This window comes from Amycolatopsis sp. lyj-23 (assembly GCF_046549135.1).
Taxonomy (GTDB): domain Bacteria; phylum Actinomycetota; class Actinomycetes; order Mycobacteriales; family Pseudonocardiaceae; genus Amycolatopsis.
This window is the reverse complement of sequence record NZ_JAJPWN010000003.1, coordinates 139,637-153,829: the sequence shown is the minus strand read 5'-3', so window position 1 is coordinate 153,829 and position 14,193 is coordinate 139,637. Positions and strand designations below refer to the sequence as shown.

Here is a 14,193-nt window from a genome sequence, read left to right as displayed (position 1 = left end):
GTTTCGACGACGGTGGTCGACCGCATCTGGACGGCGTCGTCGGTGGGGAGGGTGCACGCCGCGATCCCGATTCACGCCCAAGACCCCCGATCGTGTGTTCCGGCCTCCACGAAATCCACGGTTGTTGTAGCTATATCGGGTGAATTGCCGACGCGGCATTCGAGGGAGAGCCCGCATGATCTCATGGCCAGGTTTCCGCTGGTCGACGACGTAGCGGTCGTGCGTGAACCAGCCGGAATTCGCCCGATTCGGCGAGAAGAGCGGGGTATTGCGGCACCGGGGAATGGGGGAGTGGTTATGGTGGAGCGGCCGAGTGGCGTGATCGCCGACGGCACCACAAGGAATCGGTGAACAGGCGGGATCGCGAGCGTGACGAGTCGTACGGGGCGGGAAGACGGCATGGTCAATGCCGGTCGAGCCCTGATTCGTGCGCTGATCGTGATCGGTGGCGCTGCTGCCGTCTCCGCGGTCGCGTGGCTGATGGCTACGGCGTCAGCCAGCACTCTCACCGACGCCGTGGATGAGCCGATCGCGTCAGGCGTTCAAGCTGTCGTATCGGCCACGGGCGGCCCGACGTCGTCCGTGCTGCCGCACAGCGACGCGGCAGAGCGGATCGACGAGGCGGCGACGCCTGTCCTGGCTCATGTGCGCAGCCTCTCCGAAGCTGCTGGCACGAGCCGCCTGACCGACGTGCTGGACACTCACGCGATTCGCACGGTGACGGCGGTTCCTGCCACCGTTCTGACACTCGGACACCTGACCGATCTGGCGGGGATCTTGGCGCCGGTCGGCAGTCCCCTTGAGTACGTCGGCAAGACGCCTGTCGCTTCCGCCACCACGGAGCCGAACGACTTCCTGCCTGCATCGGCAAAGACCGATCCGCGGGGCACGTCAGCCGGCTCCGCCGTAGCGACCCTGCGTCACGCGGCCACGACGTCGACCGGCGTTCAGGCGCACGCTGACCTCGGGCCTGACTCCGGTGCGGGCGAGGATGGCGGGCGGTCGGGCTTGCAGGGATGTGCGGTCCCGGCCGGGGCCGGATTCGCCGCCGGGCACGATCGCGGCTGCGGCGATGTGGTGCAGCCTCGTCCCGAGGCTCGCCTGCAGTCCTCGCGCTGCTGGAACCGCGTGCTGAGCCACGCCGTGACAGCGGCGGAAATCCAGCCCGGCGTCACGCCGGACTGACGAACCTCTTCTTCGGACCACGTCGGTATTTCGCCGACGCTCGTAGGGCTTGCCAGCGTGATCTCGCTGGTAAAGATCATCTTTTCTGCATTCCGGCGACACCATCAACGGTCTCCGGGAATCATCTATCGCCTTTTTATCGATCGAAGGAGTTTTCATGCGTATCCAGACGAAGCGAATCCTGCAGGTCGCGCTGGCCAGCGGCGGGCTGCTCGCGGTCGGCTCCGGCGTCGCCTCCGCCGAATCCATCGTGCCCGGTGTTTCCGACGCCGTCCTCGGGGGGCTCACCACGAACCCCGGAATGCACAACTTCGCCGACGCCGTCAACGGCGTCACCGCGGCCCTGCAGCCTGGTCAGGCCGTTTCCGAGGTCGTGCCCGCCGCGCAGCAGCGTCCCGCGCCGGCCGCCGGCGCTTCCGTCCTCGGGCCGATCCTGCACGCGGTGCCGCTGCACCTGCTGCAGCAGGGCGTCGCACCCAGCGCCCAGACCGACGGCGACCAGCCCGAACACGACCTCAACGCGCCGCTGGGCAGCGAGCTTTCGGCCACCGAGCTGCCTGCCCTGCCGGCCACCCTGCCGCTGACGGCCGACGCGCAGCAGGAGCGGTCCGCGGTCGCGCCGGTCGGCGACCGGTTGCCGCTGCACGCCGTCGTCTCCCCCGAGTCCGTCGTCCCCGCGGGCACCCGGGTCACCGGTCTGCAGGACGCGGCGGCGCCGGTCAGCAACCGGGGTACGAACGCGCCGGCCGGGCTTCCGCTGGTGGGTAGCCTGTTGCCGGCCACCGGCGGGCTTCTCCCGATGCACGCGCCGACGCTGACCGGGGTGCCCGACCTGACCCAGCTGCTGTCGCTGGGCGGGCTGACGCAGCTGGCCGGGAGCACGCCGCTGACCCAGGGTGGGCTTCCCACCACCGGAGTGCCGCTGGCCGAGCACGGCCCCGCGTCGCCCGCGGAATCGGCGACCGCACTCACGAACGAGTAACAGCACAGCGTTTCCACACTCGGGGCCGGAAGCACACTGCTTCCGGCCCCGAGTGGCGTCTGCAGCCGCGTCGGAAGGCGCCTTCGCCATTAGGGTAGCGGGCATGGACGGGACCAGGTGGCTCATCGTTGTCCGGCACGCCAAGTCGGACTGGTCGGACGACCTGCCTGACCACGAGCGGCCCCTCGCGCCGCGCGGCCTTCGTGACGCGCCCCGGCTCGGCCGGTGGCTGGCGGAGGAGGGGCACGTTCCCGAGCTGGTCGTCTGCTCCACCGCACGTCGCACCCGCGAAACGTGGGCGCGCGTCAGCGACGAACTCCCGGCGCCGCCGCCCGTCGAGTACGACGACGATCTCTACGGCGCCGACGTTCCCGAGTTCCTGAACGCCGCCCGCCGGACGCCGCCCGGCGTCACCACGCTCGCGCTCGTCAGCCACGAGCCCGGGGTCAGCGACCTGACCCTGCACTTCGCCGGTCATGGCGAGGACACCCGGCAGGTCCAGACCAAGTTCCCGACCGGCGCCGCGGCGGTGCTTGCGACCACGGATTCCTGGGACGACCTTCGCACCGCGCGGCTCGTCGCCTTCTTCCAGCCGCGCGACTTCGCCGGCTGACGACTTGGTGGCCTGAACCAGGCATTGCTTCGCCCGCGTTCACGTGCGTACTCTCCATTCACTCACAGGTTTTCTGTTCATATTTGTGAATGGAGCGGACATGGTTTTCCGCCACACCGTCGTGGCCGCGCTCGCCGCCGTCGGCCTCGTCGCTTCTCTTGCCACGCCGGCCGAGGCCGCGTCGCTACCCAGCGGCTGCACCGTCCCGGTCCTCGGGCCGGTGTGTGCGCCGCAGACCGCCGTACTCGACGGCGATCAGCTGCTTCGCACGAAGTTCGCCGCGCTCGTCGGCGAGAAGACGTCCCGTACCGCGTTGAACAACCTGCTCGCCGCCGCGAAAACCGACCTCACGGCGGGGCCGTGGAGCGTCACGTCGAAGAAACAGGTCCCGCCCAGCGGGGACAAGCACGACTACCTCAGCTTGGCGCCCTATTGGTGGCCGACCACGCAGCCGACCGCCGAAAACCCGTGGGGCTGTCCGTTCGTGCAGCGTGACGGCCAGCGCAACCCGATCGTCGACGAGATCACCGACCACGCCTACCGCGGCGAGGCGTTCGCGGCGATCTACCGGCTCGCGCTCGCCTGGTACTACACCGGCGACGCGCGGTACGCCCGGCGCGCGGCGCTCGACCTGCGTACGTGGTTCCTCGACACGGCCACGAAGATGAATCCGAACATGAACTTCGCCCAGGGCATCCCGTGCAAGGTGGACGGCCGCGGCATCGGCATCATCGAGTTCTCCTACACGCTCAGCCAGGTCGTCGACGCCACCGCGATCCTGGCCACCGGCGCGCCCGGGTGGACGAAGACCGACCAGGCCGGCATGACCGGCTGGTACGCGCAGTTCCTCGATTGGCTGCGCACCAGCAAGAACGGAACCGACGAGGCCAAGGCCCAGAACAACCACGGCAGCTTCTACGACATGCTCGCCGCCTCGCTCGCCCTGGGCACGGGGCAGCGGGAGCTGGCCGCGACCATCGCGCGCGACGCCGGTCCCGGCCGGATCGCGCCGCAGATCCAGGTCGGCGGCCTGCAGCCGCAGGAGGCAAGTCGGACCCGCAGCTGGCACTACTCGGCGTTCAACCTGGTCGCGCTGACCCGGCTCGCGCAGATCGGCAAGCACGTCGGCGTCGACCTCTGGCACTACACAGCGCCGAGCGGGGCGACGCTGTTCGCCGCGGTCGACTTCCTGATCCCCGGTGCCACGCAGGGGCCGTCCGCTTGGTCGTATCCCGAGCTGGACTTCCGGCCGTACGCCGCGCTGGACGTCCTGCACGCGGCGGCCGACGCGGGTGACCGCGCCGCGCGGACGGCCTTGCCGCGGGTGCCGGTGGAGCCGGGCGGAGACCTCTACCCGGTGCGGCCCGCCGCCGAACAGCTCGACGACATTTCGACGTCCTGACGGAAACGGGCCCGGCCGTTCGTGGCCGGGCCCGTTCCGGTGGGAATCAGACGCCTGCGACCTGCGAAATCCAGCTGCGATAACGCGTGATGTTCGTGTAGGCGGTGTTGTTCGACCGGTCGCTGGTCGAGGCGACGCCGACCTGGCGGCCGGAAGCGAACATCGGGCCGCCGGAGTCGCCGCCGGCGGTGATGCCGTTGACGCGGTTCGCGCACACGGCGACGCCGCCGGTGTAGTCGCTGCAGCTGATCGAGTTCACCCGGACGGTCGCGACCTTCAGGTACCGCGACTGGCAGTTGATCTCGGAACCGCACTGGCTGGTCGCGCCCCAGCCGTAGACGGAGACGTTCTGGCCGACCGAGACGTCACCGACGTTGCCGAGCGGCGAGTAGGTGGCGTTCACCGAGGTGGTGAGGCGGACGATCGCCAGATCGGCCGAGCCGGGGTAGCGCGTGATGGTGGAGCCGGTGGCCGTCGTGCCGCCGCTGGACTGGTCGAGGCTGCCGATGCGGAAGGTGTAGGTGCCGACGCTGCTGACGCAGTGCTTGGCGGTGAGGATGTACTGCGGGGCGATGATCGTCGCGGTGCAGTTCTGCTGGCCGTTGACGAACAGCCGGGCCGCCCAGGGGCCGCTGGTGGCGGTGCTGCCGCCGATGATCGACGGCTGGGCTTGCGGGGTGCTGTCGGCGGCCGCCGGACCGCCGAGGCCGACGACGGCCAGTGCGGTGCTCGCGGCCAGCAGGACGAACTTGCCGATTTTCACGCTCACTCCTTTTCACGCGGCGGGAGAACCGCGTGGGAAGCCGGTGGGGACCGAACTCGAAGATTGTCCGAGTTCATGGCGAATGTCCGGAACCGACGAAAGTCGCCGGACGGTTCCGTATTTATCTCCCGGAGTGGGCTACGTGCAGTTTCCGTACTGTTCCGCGGTCAGCCGGCCGCGCGTGCGGCGGCGACCTTTGCCGGCGCGGTCTTCCGCAGCCAGTACAGCCCGATGACCGGCAGGACGAGCGGGATGAAGAGGTACCCCTCGCCATAGACGGACCAGACGGTCGGGTGCCGGAACGCGCCGGCGTCGACGAGGCTCAGCGTGCCGATGGTCAGCACGCCGAGCAGTTCGATCGAGCAGGCGACGAGGGCCACGCGCCACCAGCCGTCACCGCGGCGGGCCAGCGCGATGGTCGCGACGATGTAGACGACGGCGGCGAACGCCGAGAGCAAGTAGGCGAGCGGAGCTTCGTGGAACTTCGTGCTGATCTGGACGCCGGCCCGCGACGTCGCGGCCAGCGCGAAGATCGCGTACACGGCGACGAGCACCCGGCCGGGGCCGCTGGCCGTCCTACGCTGTTGCTCCACTCCACACCTCGTTCAGTCGCAGCACCATCACGGGGATGGCCAGGCAGGCGATACCGAGCACGGCGGTGCTCGACCGGCTCCGCTCGGCCAGCGCCCAGGCGGCGCCGACGGGCAGCACGACCAGGCAGCCGATCAGGTAGGCCAGGTACGTGGCCAGGCTGCCGGGCCGCTCACCGCCGGCGAGCAGGACGATCCCGATCACCAGCTGCACGACCAGCAGCAGTTCGATGACCGCGAGCGCGACGAGGAGCGGGTTGTCCGGAAGCCGGTTGCGAGCCGACTGGACGAAGCTCCAGAGCGCGACGACCGTGGCAGCCACGGCGACCGTCACGGCGAATCCGAAGATCACCCGTTCCTCCTTCCGGTCCGCCGGTCGTCAACTTACTCCGTGGTACCGCCGGGCCTGCCCGCCGAGGTGGCACGAGCGTGGCGCGGACCACGGTGGTGGTTCCGCGTGGCCAAAGCGACTTACCTGAATGGCGTCGATCAGGAAAATTGATCACGGGTCCGGCCTTGATGACGTTCTGCCAATTCGCCGCACTTTTCAGGCGGTTTTACTGGTGGACCTGCGGGAATCTGGGAGCGATCTTCGGGTTGCAACACTATGGTGTGGTAGTCGGACTGGACAAAATCACCCTGAGTTCGTCTACTGAGCGGCAGGTGTTCTTTTCGCCTACCTCGGATAGCCCAGTTGAACCGCCGGGTTGGCGGATTGGCCTGAAGCTGCTCGACGTGGGGGAATATTCTTCGTCCGGGGCCGTGTGTCCTGGGCTCGCATGGAGGGGACTCGGATGGACCTGCGCTACGAAGCGTTTTGCTTCGCCGACCCGTTGTTCTACGACGAACAGCAGGAGAATGCCGAGTCGGCCGAAGATTTCGTCGCGGCGCTCCCAGCGCCGTCCCCGGACTGGACCGCCACCGACCGCGGAGTCTGGCGCACGATGTGCCCCGAAGGCCGTGTTGTTCCGGCCCAGGGCTGGCAGATCCACGTTTCCGCCGGACTGGACAATGCGGTCCGGGTGCTCACGCAGGTGAGTGAATGGTGTGCCGAACACCAGATCGCCTATCGGCACGTGCGCTCGCGAGTGGCGTTGCTGACGTGGAATTCGAAATACGCTTCGGACATCGACGGGCTCCCATTGGCGACCATTCACCCGGTCGACCACATCGACCTCGAAGCCGCACTCACGGCCCTGTCAGCGCGGCTCGAAGGTGAGCACGGATCCGGTATTCCGAGCGCCTTGCGCTACGGCGACGGGCCTCTCTACGTGCGCTACGGCGGATTGGCCGACCAGTGGGTCGAACACAACGGCGACCGAGTTCCGGCGATCCGCAAGCCGGACGGAAGACTGGTGCCCGAGAAGCGGGAGCCGATCTTCTCGGTGCCGGACTGGGTGAAGATCCCTCCGTGTTTGCAAAGCAGCATGGCGGCAGCGCGCCGGGCAGGCGCCCAGGCGCAGTCCCCCTACCGGTTGGTGAAGCCACTGCACGTCTCGAACGGCGGTGGCACCTACCTTGCCGACCCCAAGGCGGGCGGTGATCAGGTCGTCTTGCGGGAGGCCCGTCCACACTCCGGTCTTGATGAGGCAGGGAACGACGCCGTCGGGCGGCTCCGTCGCGAGCACGAGGTGCTCGACCGGCTCAGCGGCACCCCCGGAGTGCCGCAGGTCGTTGACCGGTTCACCTCTGCTGATCGCCACTACCTGGCCGTGGAGCAGCTGCCGGGGATTCCGCTGGCCGACTGGCTGGCCCGCAACTACCCGCGGACCAGGCGCAGCACGACGCCCGCCGAGCGCGCGGCGTATGCGCGACGAGCCCTGGGCATCGTCGCGGGAGCGGAGGAGGTGATCGCGGAAGTCCACGCTCGTGGCATCGTCGTGGGTGAGCTGCATCCGCTGAACATCCTGATCGACGAGGACAACCACGACCAGATTTCGCTGATCGACTTCGGGTCGGCGTTCGGCGCCGAGTCCGGCGACCGCCCGACACCGGGCACGCCCGGCTTCCGCGCGCCCGCCGACCGCGTTGGCTTCGACGTCGACGAGTACGCGGTCGCAGCCCTGCGGTTGTGGCTGTTCCTACCGCTCACGCCACTGGTAGCGCTCGTTCCGGCGAAGCTGCGTCCGATCGCCGACTTCGTCGAACGCAGGTTCGCGCTGCCCGAGGGGTATGCCGACGCCGCAGTCACGGTGCTGGCTCCGCGTGATGACCCCGCGGAGCCGGTACCGGTCCACACTGAGCTCGACCACGGCAAACCGGACTGGCCGCTGGTCCGCAAGCAGATCACCGAGGTGATCCTCTCCGGCGCGACCCCCGCACGCCAGGACCGGCTTTTCCCCGGTGACATCGAGCAGTTCCGTGTCGGCGGAGCCTGTTTCGGAGTCGGGGCCGCCGGCGTGCTGCACGCCTTGGACGTCGCCGGCGCTGGTCGCTTTCCGGAGCACGAACGCTGGCTGCTCGAAGCGGTCCGGCGTGATCCGCCGAACCGGCCGGGTTTCTACGACGGCAGCGCCGGTATCGCGTACGTGCTGGAGAACTTCGGGTACCGCGATGTGGCGGGCAGGCTGCTGACGTCGTCCGCGAGACTCGTCGAGCAGACCACCGACCACTCGCTGGAGAGCGGCCTGGCCGGCATCGGGCTTACCCTGCTGCACTTCGCGACCGTCCGCCACGACAACGAGTTCGGGCGCCAAGCGCTGAGCACGGCCGTCCGGCTGGCCGAGGCGCTGGAGACCGCGGCACCGCCGGGGCCCTCCGCTCGCGCCGGCTTGCTGTCCGGCTGGTCCGGGCCGGCGCTGCTGTTCGTCCGGCTCTTCGAGCGCACCGGCGAGCCGGCCTGGCTTTCCTTCGCCGACCAGGCGCTGTGCCGCGACCTTGAAGAATGCATCGAGGCCGACGACGGCTCGCTGCAGGTCCGCGACGGCGCGACGCGCACGTTGCCCTACGCCGGGGTCGGCAGCGCCGGGATCCTCCTGGTCGCCGAACAGCTGGCGCGGCACCGCCCGGACGCGGAGGCCTGCGAGAACCTTCCTGCGCTGCGCGAGTCGTGCCTGGGCGAGTTCGTCGCCCACGCGGGTCTGCTCAACGGTCGGTGTGGACTCGCGGTGGCGCTGGCCGCGAATGCGGATGCGACGCCGCGCGACCGCGAGGCGATCGATGAGCACTTGGCGTGGCTTGGCTGGTATGCCGTGCCGTACAAAGGCGGCCTCGCGTTTCCGGGCCACTGGCTACTGCGACTCTCCATGGACGTCAAGACCGGTAGCGCGGGCATCCTCCTTTCTCTCGCTGCTCTCCTTGACGGCAAGGAGGCGCTGCCCTTCCTGGGCGACGTGCAGCCTGCAACGGCGACCGGTCGCTGACCGGGACCGCTACTACAGCCGTGAAAGCCACCGCCGCCCAGTACCGGGCGGCGGCTCTCTGCGGTGGAGGTGCGGGCCGTCGGCGAGGCGCCTTCGGGCGACGGGGCCGCGACCTCCACGTCTTGCTGCGGTGGTGCGGTCGCCGGCGGAACGTCTTCCGACGGCGACCGCACTCTTCACCAGATCGCATGCGGGCGGTGGCACGTCCGCCCCCGGGGCGTCTGCCGGGAGCGGACGCGCGACCACTTGTTCGGCCCACTTGGTGTTCGGGTGCCGTGACCGTCGCAGGGACGCCTGCCCGCTACGGTCCGGGACCACTCTTGAGCTGTCGGCTCACCACTCTGCCGCCGCAACCGGACTGACGCCTAGGTCGCCATCCGTGTTACTGGCCGATCCGGCGAGGCAACAGCTCATCCACTGTGGACCTCTCTGATGTGCCTCCAGGTTATCTCCGTCGAAGGGGCGGGGAACCCCTTGATGTGAATCTGTGGACAACTCGGCGATCTTCGGGGCGCCTGTGGACAACTCCGGTCGATCGGCCGAAGTTGTCGGTGGTGTCGTGCATGATCGGAGGCGCAGGAAACACAGCCCGGATCGGGCGCCGTCGAAGAAAGGAGGTGGGACGTCGGCGGTGCACGTCATCCGGGCTGCAGTGCCTCAAGCGCCTCGCGCAGCTTGCCGGAGACCGGGGTCGGCCGGCGGGACTCGCGGTCGACGAAGACGTGCACGAAGTGCCCTTCCGCGACCAAAGTCTCGTCGGCTGCGTACATCCCTATCTCGTAGCGGACGCTGGACTTGCCGAGGTGAGCCACCCGCAACCCGACCTTCAACGCACCAGGGAAGGACACCGATGAGTGATACCCGCAATGCGACTCGACGCACAGCCCGATCACCGCCCCGGTTTCGATGTCGAGGCCGCCCTGCTCGATGAGCCACGTGTTGATCACGGTGTCCATCAGCGAGTAGTGGACGACGTTGTTCACGTGCCCGTAGACGTCGTTGTCCTTCCAGCGCAACGGCACCGTCTGCCAGTGCGGGTACCCGTTCACCACAGCGACACCGACTCGCGCAGGATGCCCGACAGGTCCTCCGCGGACGCCTCGCGCGGTGCGGTGGCCAGCAACCGCTGCTGCTTGAGGGTTCCCTCGACCAGGGAGTCCACATCGGACTCCGTGTAGCCGACGGCGCCGATGCCGTCCGGGATGCCGATGCGGCGCATCAGGTCGGTCAGCACCGCGGGCAGGTGGTCGGCGAAGTCGCCGGGCCACTCGAAGTCGGGCGCCAGCAGGCGGGCGACGCGTAGGTGGCGGTCCGGTGCCGCGTCGAAGGTGAAGCGGAACGCCGCGGGCGCGGTCAGCGAGACAGCCATTCCGTGCGGGACCATGGGTTCTTCGCCCGGGTAGCCGTCCGGGTGGAAATCCCTGACCTGGCCGGCGATCGGGTAGGCGTTCGCGTGCGGGATGTGCACGCCGGCGTTGCCGAAGCCGAGGCCGGCGAACGTGGCGGCCAGGGCCATGGCCTCGCGGGCCTTGAGGTCGGAACCGTCGCGCACGGCAGCCGGGAGGGCCCACGACAGCAGGCGGAGCGACTGCTCGGCGAACATGTCGGCCAGCGGGTTCGACCCGCAGTACGGCACGCGCTGCTCCGGGCGCTTGCGCTCGAAGTCGGTGTACGGCTTGGCCGTGTAGCTCTCGGCGGCGTGGCAGAGGATGTCCATGCCGCTGGCGGCCGTCACGCCGGGTGGCTGGCTGACGGTGAGCCGCGGGTCGACGACGGCCAGGGTCGGGCGCAGCCTCAGGTGGCTGATCCCGCTCTTGACGCGCAGCGACAACACGTCCAGGACGCAGACCGTGGTGCTCTCGGAACCCGTGCCGGTGGTGGTGGGCACCGCGACCAGCGGCTTCAGCGGGCGGTCCGGTGCGCGGCCGCCGCCGACGGGGGCGTTGACGTAGTCCATCAGGTCGCCGTCGTTGCTCGTCAGGAGGTTCGCTGCCTTGGCGGTGTCGATGGCGGACCCGCCGCCGACCGCTACGAAGGCGTCGTACGGGCCCGTTCCGCGGGCGAAGTCGACCGCCTTCTGCATGCTGACATCGGTGGGCTCGACGTGCACGCCGTCGAAGATCTCGGTCTCGATGCCGTAGCCCGCGATGCCGTCGGCGATGCGGCGGGGCCAGCCCGTCGCGGCCACCTGGGGATCCGTCACGACGAGCACGCGGTGCGCGCCGTACTGGGTCAGGTCGTAGCCGATCTCGTCGCTGGCGCCGGTACCGTACTTCAACGCCGGTGCGCCGTAGGTAAAAACAGTTTCATGTTCGGTTGCGGCCAAGTCGGTGGTCCTCGCTCCCTTGATCGGCTAGCAGTCGGTCAAAGCGGACATTCGGCGTATCCTTGTCCGGTTTCGGTGAAGATCACTTGACTGCACTGAACGGTGCCCGCCTAAGCTCTCCTCATTAGATACCAACTGGGAGCGACCGTCGCCCAGACGGCCGTGCGGATCCTGACCGAGGCGCGTGTCCGCCGCGTGTACGCGGTGGTCGGTGAGTCGTTCCTGGAACTGCTCGACGCCCTGCAACGTGAGCGCGAGATCACGCTGGTCTCGGCGCGCCACGACGCGGGCGCGGCGTTCATGGCGGAGGCCGAGGGGAAGCTCACCGAACGTCCCGCCGTGCTGCTCGCCAGCCGGGGGCCGAGCGCGGCGAGCCTGGCCATCGGCGTCCAAACGGCCTACCAGGACGAGACGCCGATGGTCGTGCTGCTGGAGACGCCGCCGACCGAGCCGGTGCCGCTGTCGTCGGGAGAGCTGCCGACCTCGGACCTCACGGCCATGTTCGAGTCGATCGCCAAGTCGACAGTGCGGGTGACCGATCCGGACGGGCTGCCGGGGTTGCTCGCGCACGCGCTGACGACGTCGCAGGAAGGCCGGCCGGGGCCGGTCGTCCTCGGCGTGCCCTGCGACATCTGGGGGATGCCCTACGACGCGGCGAAGCCGATGGCGCGGGTGCGGCCGCCGGCGTCCGGGACGCTGGGCCGTTCGGCGGACGCCGTGGCGCAGCTGGTGGACGAGGCCAAGTACCCGGTGGTCATCGTCGGCGGGCGGGCTCGGTCGGCGCGGGACGAACTGATCGCCGTCGCCGATGAGCTCGCGCTGCCCGTCTACAACGCCTTCCGGCGGCAGGACGCCTTCCCCGAAAACCACGCCCGCTACGCCGGTCACCTCGGGCTCGGCATCCCGGCCCGGCAGCTGGACGCCCTCGAGCGCGCCGACCTGGTGCTCGCGCTCGGCACCCAGCTCGACGAGGTCACCACCCAGGCCTACCGCTACCCGACCCCGCAGCAGACGCTGGTCATGGTCGGCACCGGCATCGACGTCAGCCCGAAGCGGCGGGGGCTGACCTTCCGCGTCGACTCGGAGGTCGAGCCGTTCCTGCGGGAGCTGCGGGAGGTGGCGTCGCCGCGGACGAGGCGGGCTTCGGCGGCGAACGCGGCCGTCCACACCTTCATGACCCCGCCCGACACCAGCGGGAACACGCGGGTGCACCCCGTCGACGTCGTCCGGGCGCTGCGGAAGCTGGCGCCCGAAGACACCATCGTGACCAGCGACGCGGGTAACTTCGCACAGTTCATGCACCGCTACTGGTGCTTCACGGCGCCGCGCAGCCAGCTCGGTCCGAGCAACGCCGCCATGGGGTACGCCGTGCCGGCCGCCGTGGCGGCGAAACTGGCCGAGCCGCGGCGGACCGTCGTGGCCATGGCCGGGGACGCCGGGACGCTCATGACCGGCCAGGAGATCGAAACGGCCGTCCGCTACCGGGCGCCGGTGATGGTGGTCGTCTTCCAGAACGGCGTCCACGGCGCGCTCGCGATGCACCAAGCCCGCACGTACGGGCGGCTGACCGGCGTCTCCATCCCGTTGACCGACTTCGCGTCGTGGGCGCGTGGGCTGGGCGCGGCCGGGTACACCGTGGACGATCGTGAAGAGCTCGAGCCCATCATTGCCAGCGCGCTGGTGCGGCAGCGGCCGTGCGTCATCGACGTGCGCACCGACCCCGACGTCGTGACCCCGGACGTGCGGCTTTCGGCCCTGCTCGGGCAGGCGCGTCCGCAACCCCCCGCCCAGTAACGGTTTTGCTGGGTTTCGTTCCGGAAAATCCGGGAATGTCTTGTGGTAGCAGTGCGTTGCCTCGGGTAGCCTGACGGTGTTCCGGTGGTGGTTCGCCGCTGAACCTTCCCGGCCGGGTCCCGGCGGGAGACAACCGGTTTCTGTCGGTGCCGCATGGCACCATCACGGTCATGACCCGCGCCGAAGCGGGCAGGGAACGAGGGGAGTTCGACGTGACCGATCACCAGCACGCATCCGAAGCAGCGCGGAAGTCCTCCGGCGTCGTGCCGGTGCTGTTCAGCGCCAGTGCCGAGGCTCACGACGACGCCGTGGTCGCCGGCGAGCACGACACCGCGTGGCGTTCGCCGTTCGCGAGCGAGGGGCTGCGCCCGGCGAGTGGCGAATAGCTCACCCCGCCCGGGTGAAGACCGCTTGTCCGCCCTGGTCGCGATGTGCTTTACTGGTTGTGGTCTCGGTTTTTGTGTTCGTGATGACTCACGCTCGCAGGAATACAGCGGGCGTAGTGTCTCCTCACCGAGGAAGCAAACCGTCCGTGTGCTGACCCGGGTCGCCGAAGTGGCTTCCTGTTTTTGGTGTTACACATGGAGATTTTGATGACTCAGGGCACTGTGAAGTGGTTCAACTCCGAGAAGGGGTTCGGCTTCATCACCCCCGACAACGGTGGCGGCGACGTCTTCGTTCACTACAGCGAGATCCAGGGCAACGGCTTCAAGAGCCTGGAAGAGAACGCTCGCGTCGAGTTCGAGATCGGCCAGGGCCAGAAGGGTCCGCAGGCCACGTCGGTCACCGTGATCTGACTTTGATCTTGGGAAAGGGCCGTCACCCGTTCGGGGTGGCGGCCCTTTTCGTAGGCTGCGCACCATGATCGAGCACGTATACACCGTTTCCGGCATGAGCTGCGGGCACTGCGCCCAGTCGGTGACCGAAGAACTCACCGCGCTGCCCGGGGTGACCGAAGTGGACGTCGACGTCGCCGCTCGCCGGGTGCTCGTGCGAGCCGGAGCCGCGCTGGCCGAGGACGACGTGCGGGCTGCCGTCGCGGAGGCGGGTTACACCTACGAGGGCGTCGCCGACCTCGTGTCGTAGCCGGTCGCACGGTCCAGTTGGTTTTTCCCTCCCGCTGGTTCCAGCTTGGACAGTCCACTGAAGATCACCAGGTGAGACACCGGTGTGAGC

Annotated in this window: 14 protein-coding genes; 9 read left to right on the top strand and 5 right to left on the bottom strand. The window is 69.0% G+C overall.

All coding sequences use genetic code 11. From position 1 onward, the window contains the following. Nucleotides 1-399 precede the first annotated feature (399 nt). The 4 genes from ACLJPY_RS06760 (at nt 400) to ACLJPY_RS06745 (ending at nt 4,182) form a co-directional block, all read left to right on the top strand. Nucleotides 400-1,185, top strand: a complete 786-nt coding sequence (locus tag ACLJPY_RS06760; protein WP_410587154.1) for a hypothetical protein — start codon at nt 400-402, stop codon at nt 1,183-1,185. Between the two features lie 157 nt (nt 1,186-1,342). Continuing rightward, nucleotides 1,343-2,167, top strand: a complete 825-nt coding sequence (locus tag ACLJPY_RS06755) for a hypothetical protein (protein ID WP_410587153.1) — start codon at nt 1,343-1,345, stop codon at nt 2,165-2,167. A 103-nt stretch (nt 2,168-2,270) separates the two neighbouring features. Then, a complete protein-coding gene (locus tag ACLJPY_RS06750) occupies nt 2,271-2,780 on the top strand; it encodes a SixA phosphatase family protein (RefSeq protein WP_410587152.1) in 510 nt (169 codons plus the stop codon). Nucleotides 2,781-2,880: 100 nt separating this feature from the next. Continuing rightward, nucleotides 2,881-4,182, top strand: coding sequence for an alginate lyase family protein (locus ACLJPY_RS06745; RefSeq protein WP_410587151.1), 1,302 nt, complete (start codon nt 2,881-2,883; stop codon nt 4,180-4,182). Nucleotides 4,183-4,228: 46 nt separating this feature from the next. On the opposite strand, the gene ACLJPY_RS06740 is transcribed toward ACLJPY_RS06745, so the two are convergent. The 3 genes from ACLJPY_RS06740 to ACLJPY_RS06730 form a co-directional block, all read right to left on the bottom strand. Then, complete coding sequence (locus ACLJPY_RS06740) at nt 4,229-4,945, bottom strand: S1 family peptidase (RefSeq protein WP_410587150.1); 717 nt, start codon at nt 4,943-4,945, stop codon at nt 4,229-4,231. A 167-nt stretch (nt 4,946-5,112) separates the two neighbouring features. Next, entirely contained in the window at nt 5,113-5,499 is a 387-nt protein-coding gene (locus tag ACLJPY_RS06735) for a hypothetical protein (protein WP_410587608.1), read from the bottom strand. A gap of 22 nt (nt 5,500-5,521) precedes the next feature. Further along, on the bottom strand, nt 5,522-5,887 hold the full coding sequence (locus tag ACLJPY_RS06730) for a hypothetical protein (RefSeq protein WP_410587149.1): 366 nt from the start codon (nt 5,885-5,887) through the stop codon (nt 5,522-5,524). Between the two features lie 442 nt (nt 5,888-6,329). Here ACLJPY_RS06730 and lanKC point away from each other — a divergent pair, with 442 nt between their 5' ends. Beyond that, the gene (gene lanKC, locus ACLJPY_RS06725) at nt 6,330-8,897 is read left to right on the top strand and encodes a class III lanthionine synthetase LanKC (RefSeq protein ID WP_410587148.1); all 2,568 of its coding nucleotides are present in this window, start codon (nt 6,330-6,332) and stop codon (nt 8,895-8,897) included. 638 nt (nt 8,898-9,535) lie between these two features. Here the strand turns inward: lanKC and ACLJPY_RS06720 are convergent. Both ACLJPY_RS06720 and ACLJPY_RS06715 read right to left on the bottom strand, forming a co-directional pair. Continuing rightward, a complete protein-coding gene (locus ACLJPY_RS06720) occupies nt 9,536-9,949 on the bottom strand; it encodes an acyl-CoA thioesterase (protein WP_410587147.1) in 414 nt (137 codons plus the stop codon). Then, the gene (locus ACLJPY_RS06715) at nt 9,943-11,223 is read right to left on the bottom strand and encodes a hydroxyacid-oxoacid transhydrogenase (protein WP_410587146.1); all 1,281 of its coding nucleotides are present in this window, start codon (nt 11,221-11,223) and stop codon (nt 9,943-9,945) included. Before ACLJPY_RS06715 ends, ACLJPY_RS06720 begins: the two co-directional genes overlap by 7 nt. A 135-nt stretch (nt 11,224-11,358) precedes the next feature. On the opposite strand from ACLJPY_RS06715, the gene ACLJPY_RS06710 reads away from it, so the two are divergent. From ACLJPY_RS06710 to ACLJPY_RS06695, 4 genes are all read left to right on the top strand, one after another. Next, nucleotides 11,359-13,017: a thiamine pyrophosphate-dependent enzyme gene (locus ACLJPY_RS06710; RefSeq protein ID WP_410587607.1), complete on the top strand. Its 1,659-nt coding sequence runs from the start codon at nt 11,359-11,361 to the stop codon at nt 13,015-13,017. A gap of 170 nt (nt 13,018-13,187) precedes the next feature. After that, the gene (locus ACLJPY_RS06705; protein ID WP_410587145.1) at nt 13,188-13,403 is read left to right on the top strand and encodes a hypothetical protein; all 216 of its coding nucleotides are present in this window, start codon (nt 13,188-13,190) and stop codon (nt 13,401-13,403) included. A 207-nt stretch (nt 13,404-13,610) separates the two neighbouring features. Beyond that, nucleotides 13,611-13,814, top strand: a complete 204-nt coding sequence (locus tag ACLJPY_RS06700) for a cold-shock protein (protein WP_013222289.1) — start codon at nt 13,611-13,613, stop codon at nt 13,812-13,814. A 64-nt stretch (nt 13,815-13,878) separates the two neighbouring features. Beyond that, complete coding sequence (locus ACLJPY_RS06695; RefSeq protein ID WP_410587144.1) at nt 13,879-14,103, top strand: heavy-metal-associated domain-containing protein; 225 nt, start codon at nt 13,879-13,881, stop codon at nt 14,101-14,103. The last annotated feature ends 90 nt before the right edge of the window (nt 14,104-14,193 follow it).

Bases quoted from the DNA above. Each gene is read 5' to 3' on its own strand.
- ACLJPY_RS06760 (WP_410587154.1), top strand. From the start codon at position 400: ATGGTCAATGCCGGTCGAGCCCTGATTCGTGCGCTGATCGTGATCGGT.
- ACLJPY_RS06755 (WP_410587153.1), top strand. From the start codon at position 1,343: ATGCGTATCCAGACGAAGCGAATCCTGCAGGTCGCGCTGGCCAGCGGC.
- ACLJPY_RS06750 (WP_410587152.1), top strand. From the start codon at position 2,271: ATGGACGGGACCAGGTGGCTCATCGTTGTCCGGCACGCCAAGTCGGAC.
- ACLJPY_RS06745 (WP_410587151.1), top strand. From the start codon at position 2,881: ATGGTTTTCCGCCACACCGTCGTGGCCGCGCTCGCCGCCGTCGGCCTC.
- lanKC (WP_410587148.1), top strand. From the start codon at position 6,330: ATGGACCTGCGCTACGAAGCGTTTTGCTTCGCCGACCCGTTGTTCTAC.
- ACLJPY_RS06705 (WP_410587145.1), top strand. From the start codon at position 13,188: ATGACCCGCGCCGAAGCGGGCAGGGAACGAGGGGAGTTCGACGTGACC.
- ACLJPY_RS06700 (WP_013222289.1), top strand. From the start codon at position 13,611: ATGACTCAGGGCACTGTGAAGTGGTTCAACTCCGAGAAGGGGTTCGGC.
- ACLJPY_RS06695 (WP_410587144.1), top strand. From the start codon at position 13,879: ATGATCGAGCACGTATACACCGTTTCCGGCATGAGCTGCGGGCACTGC.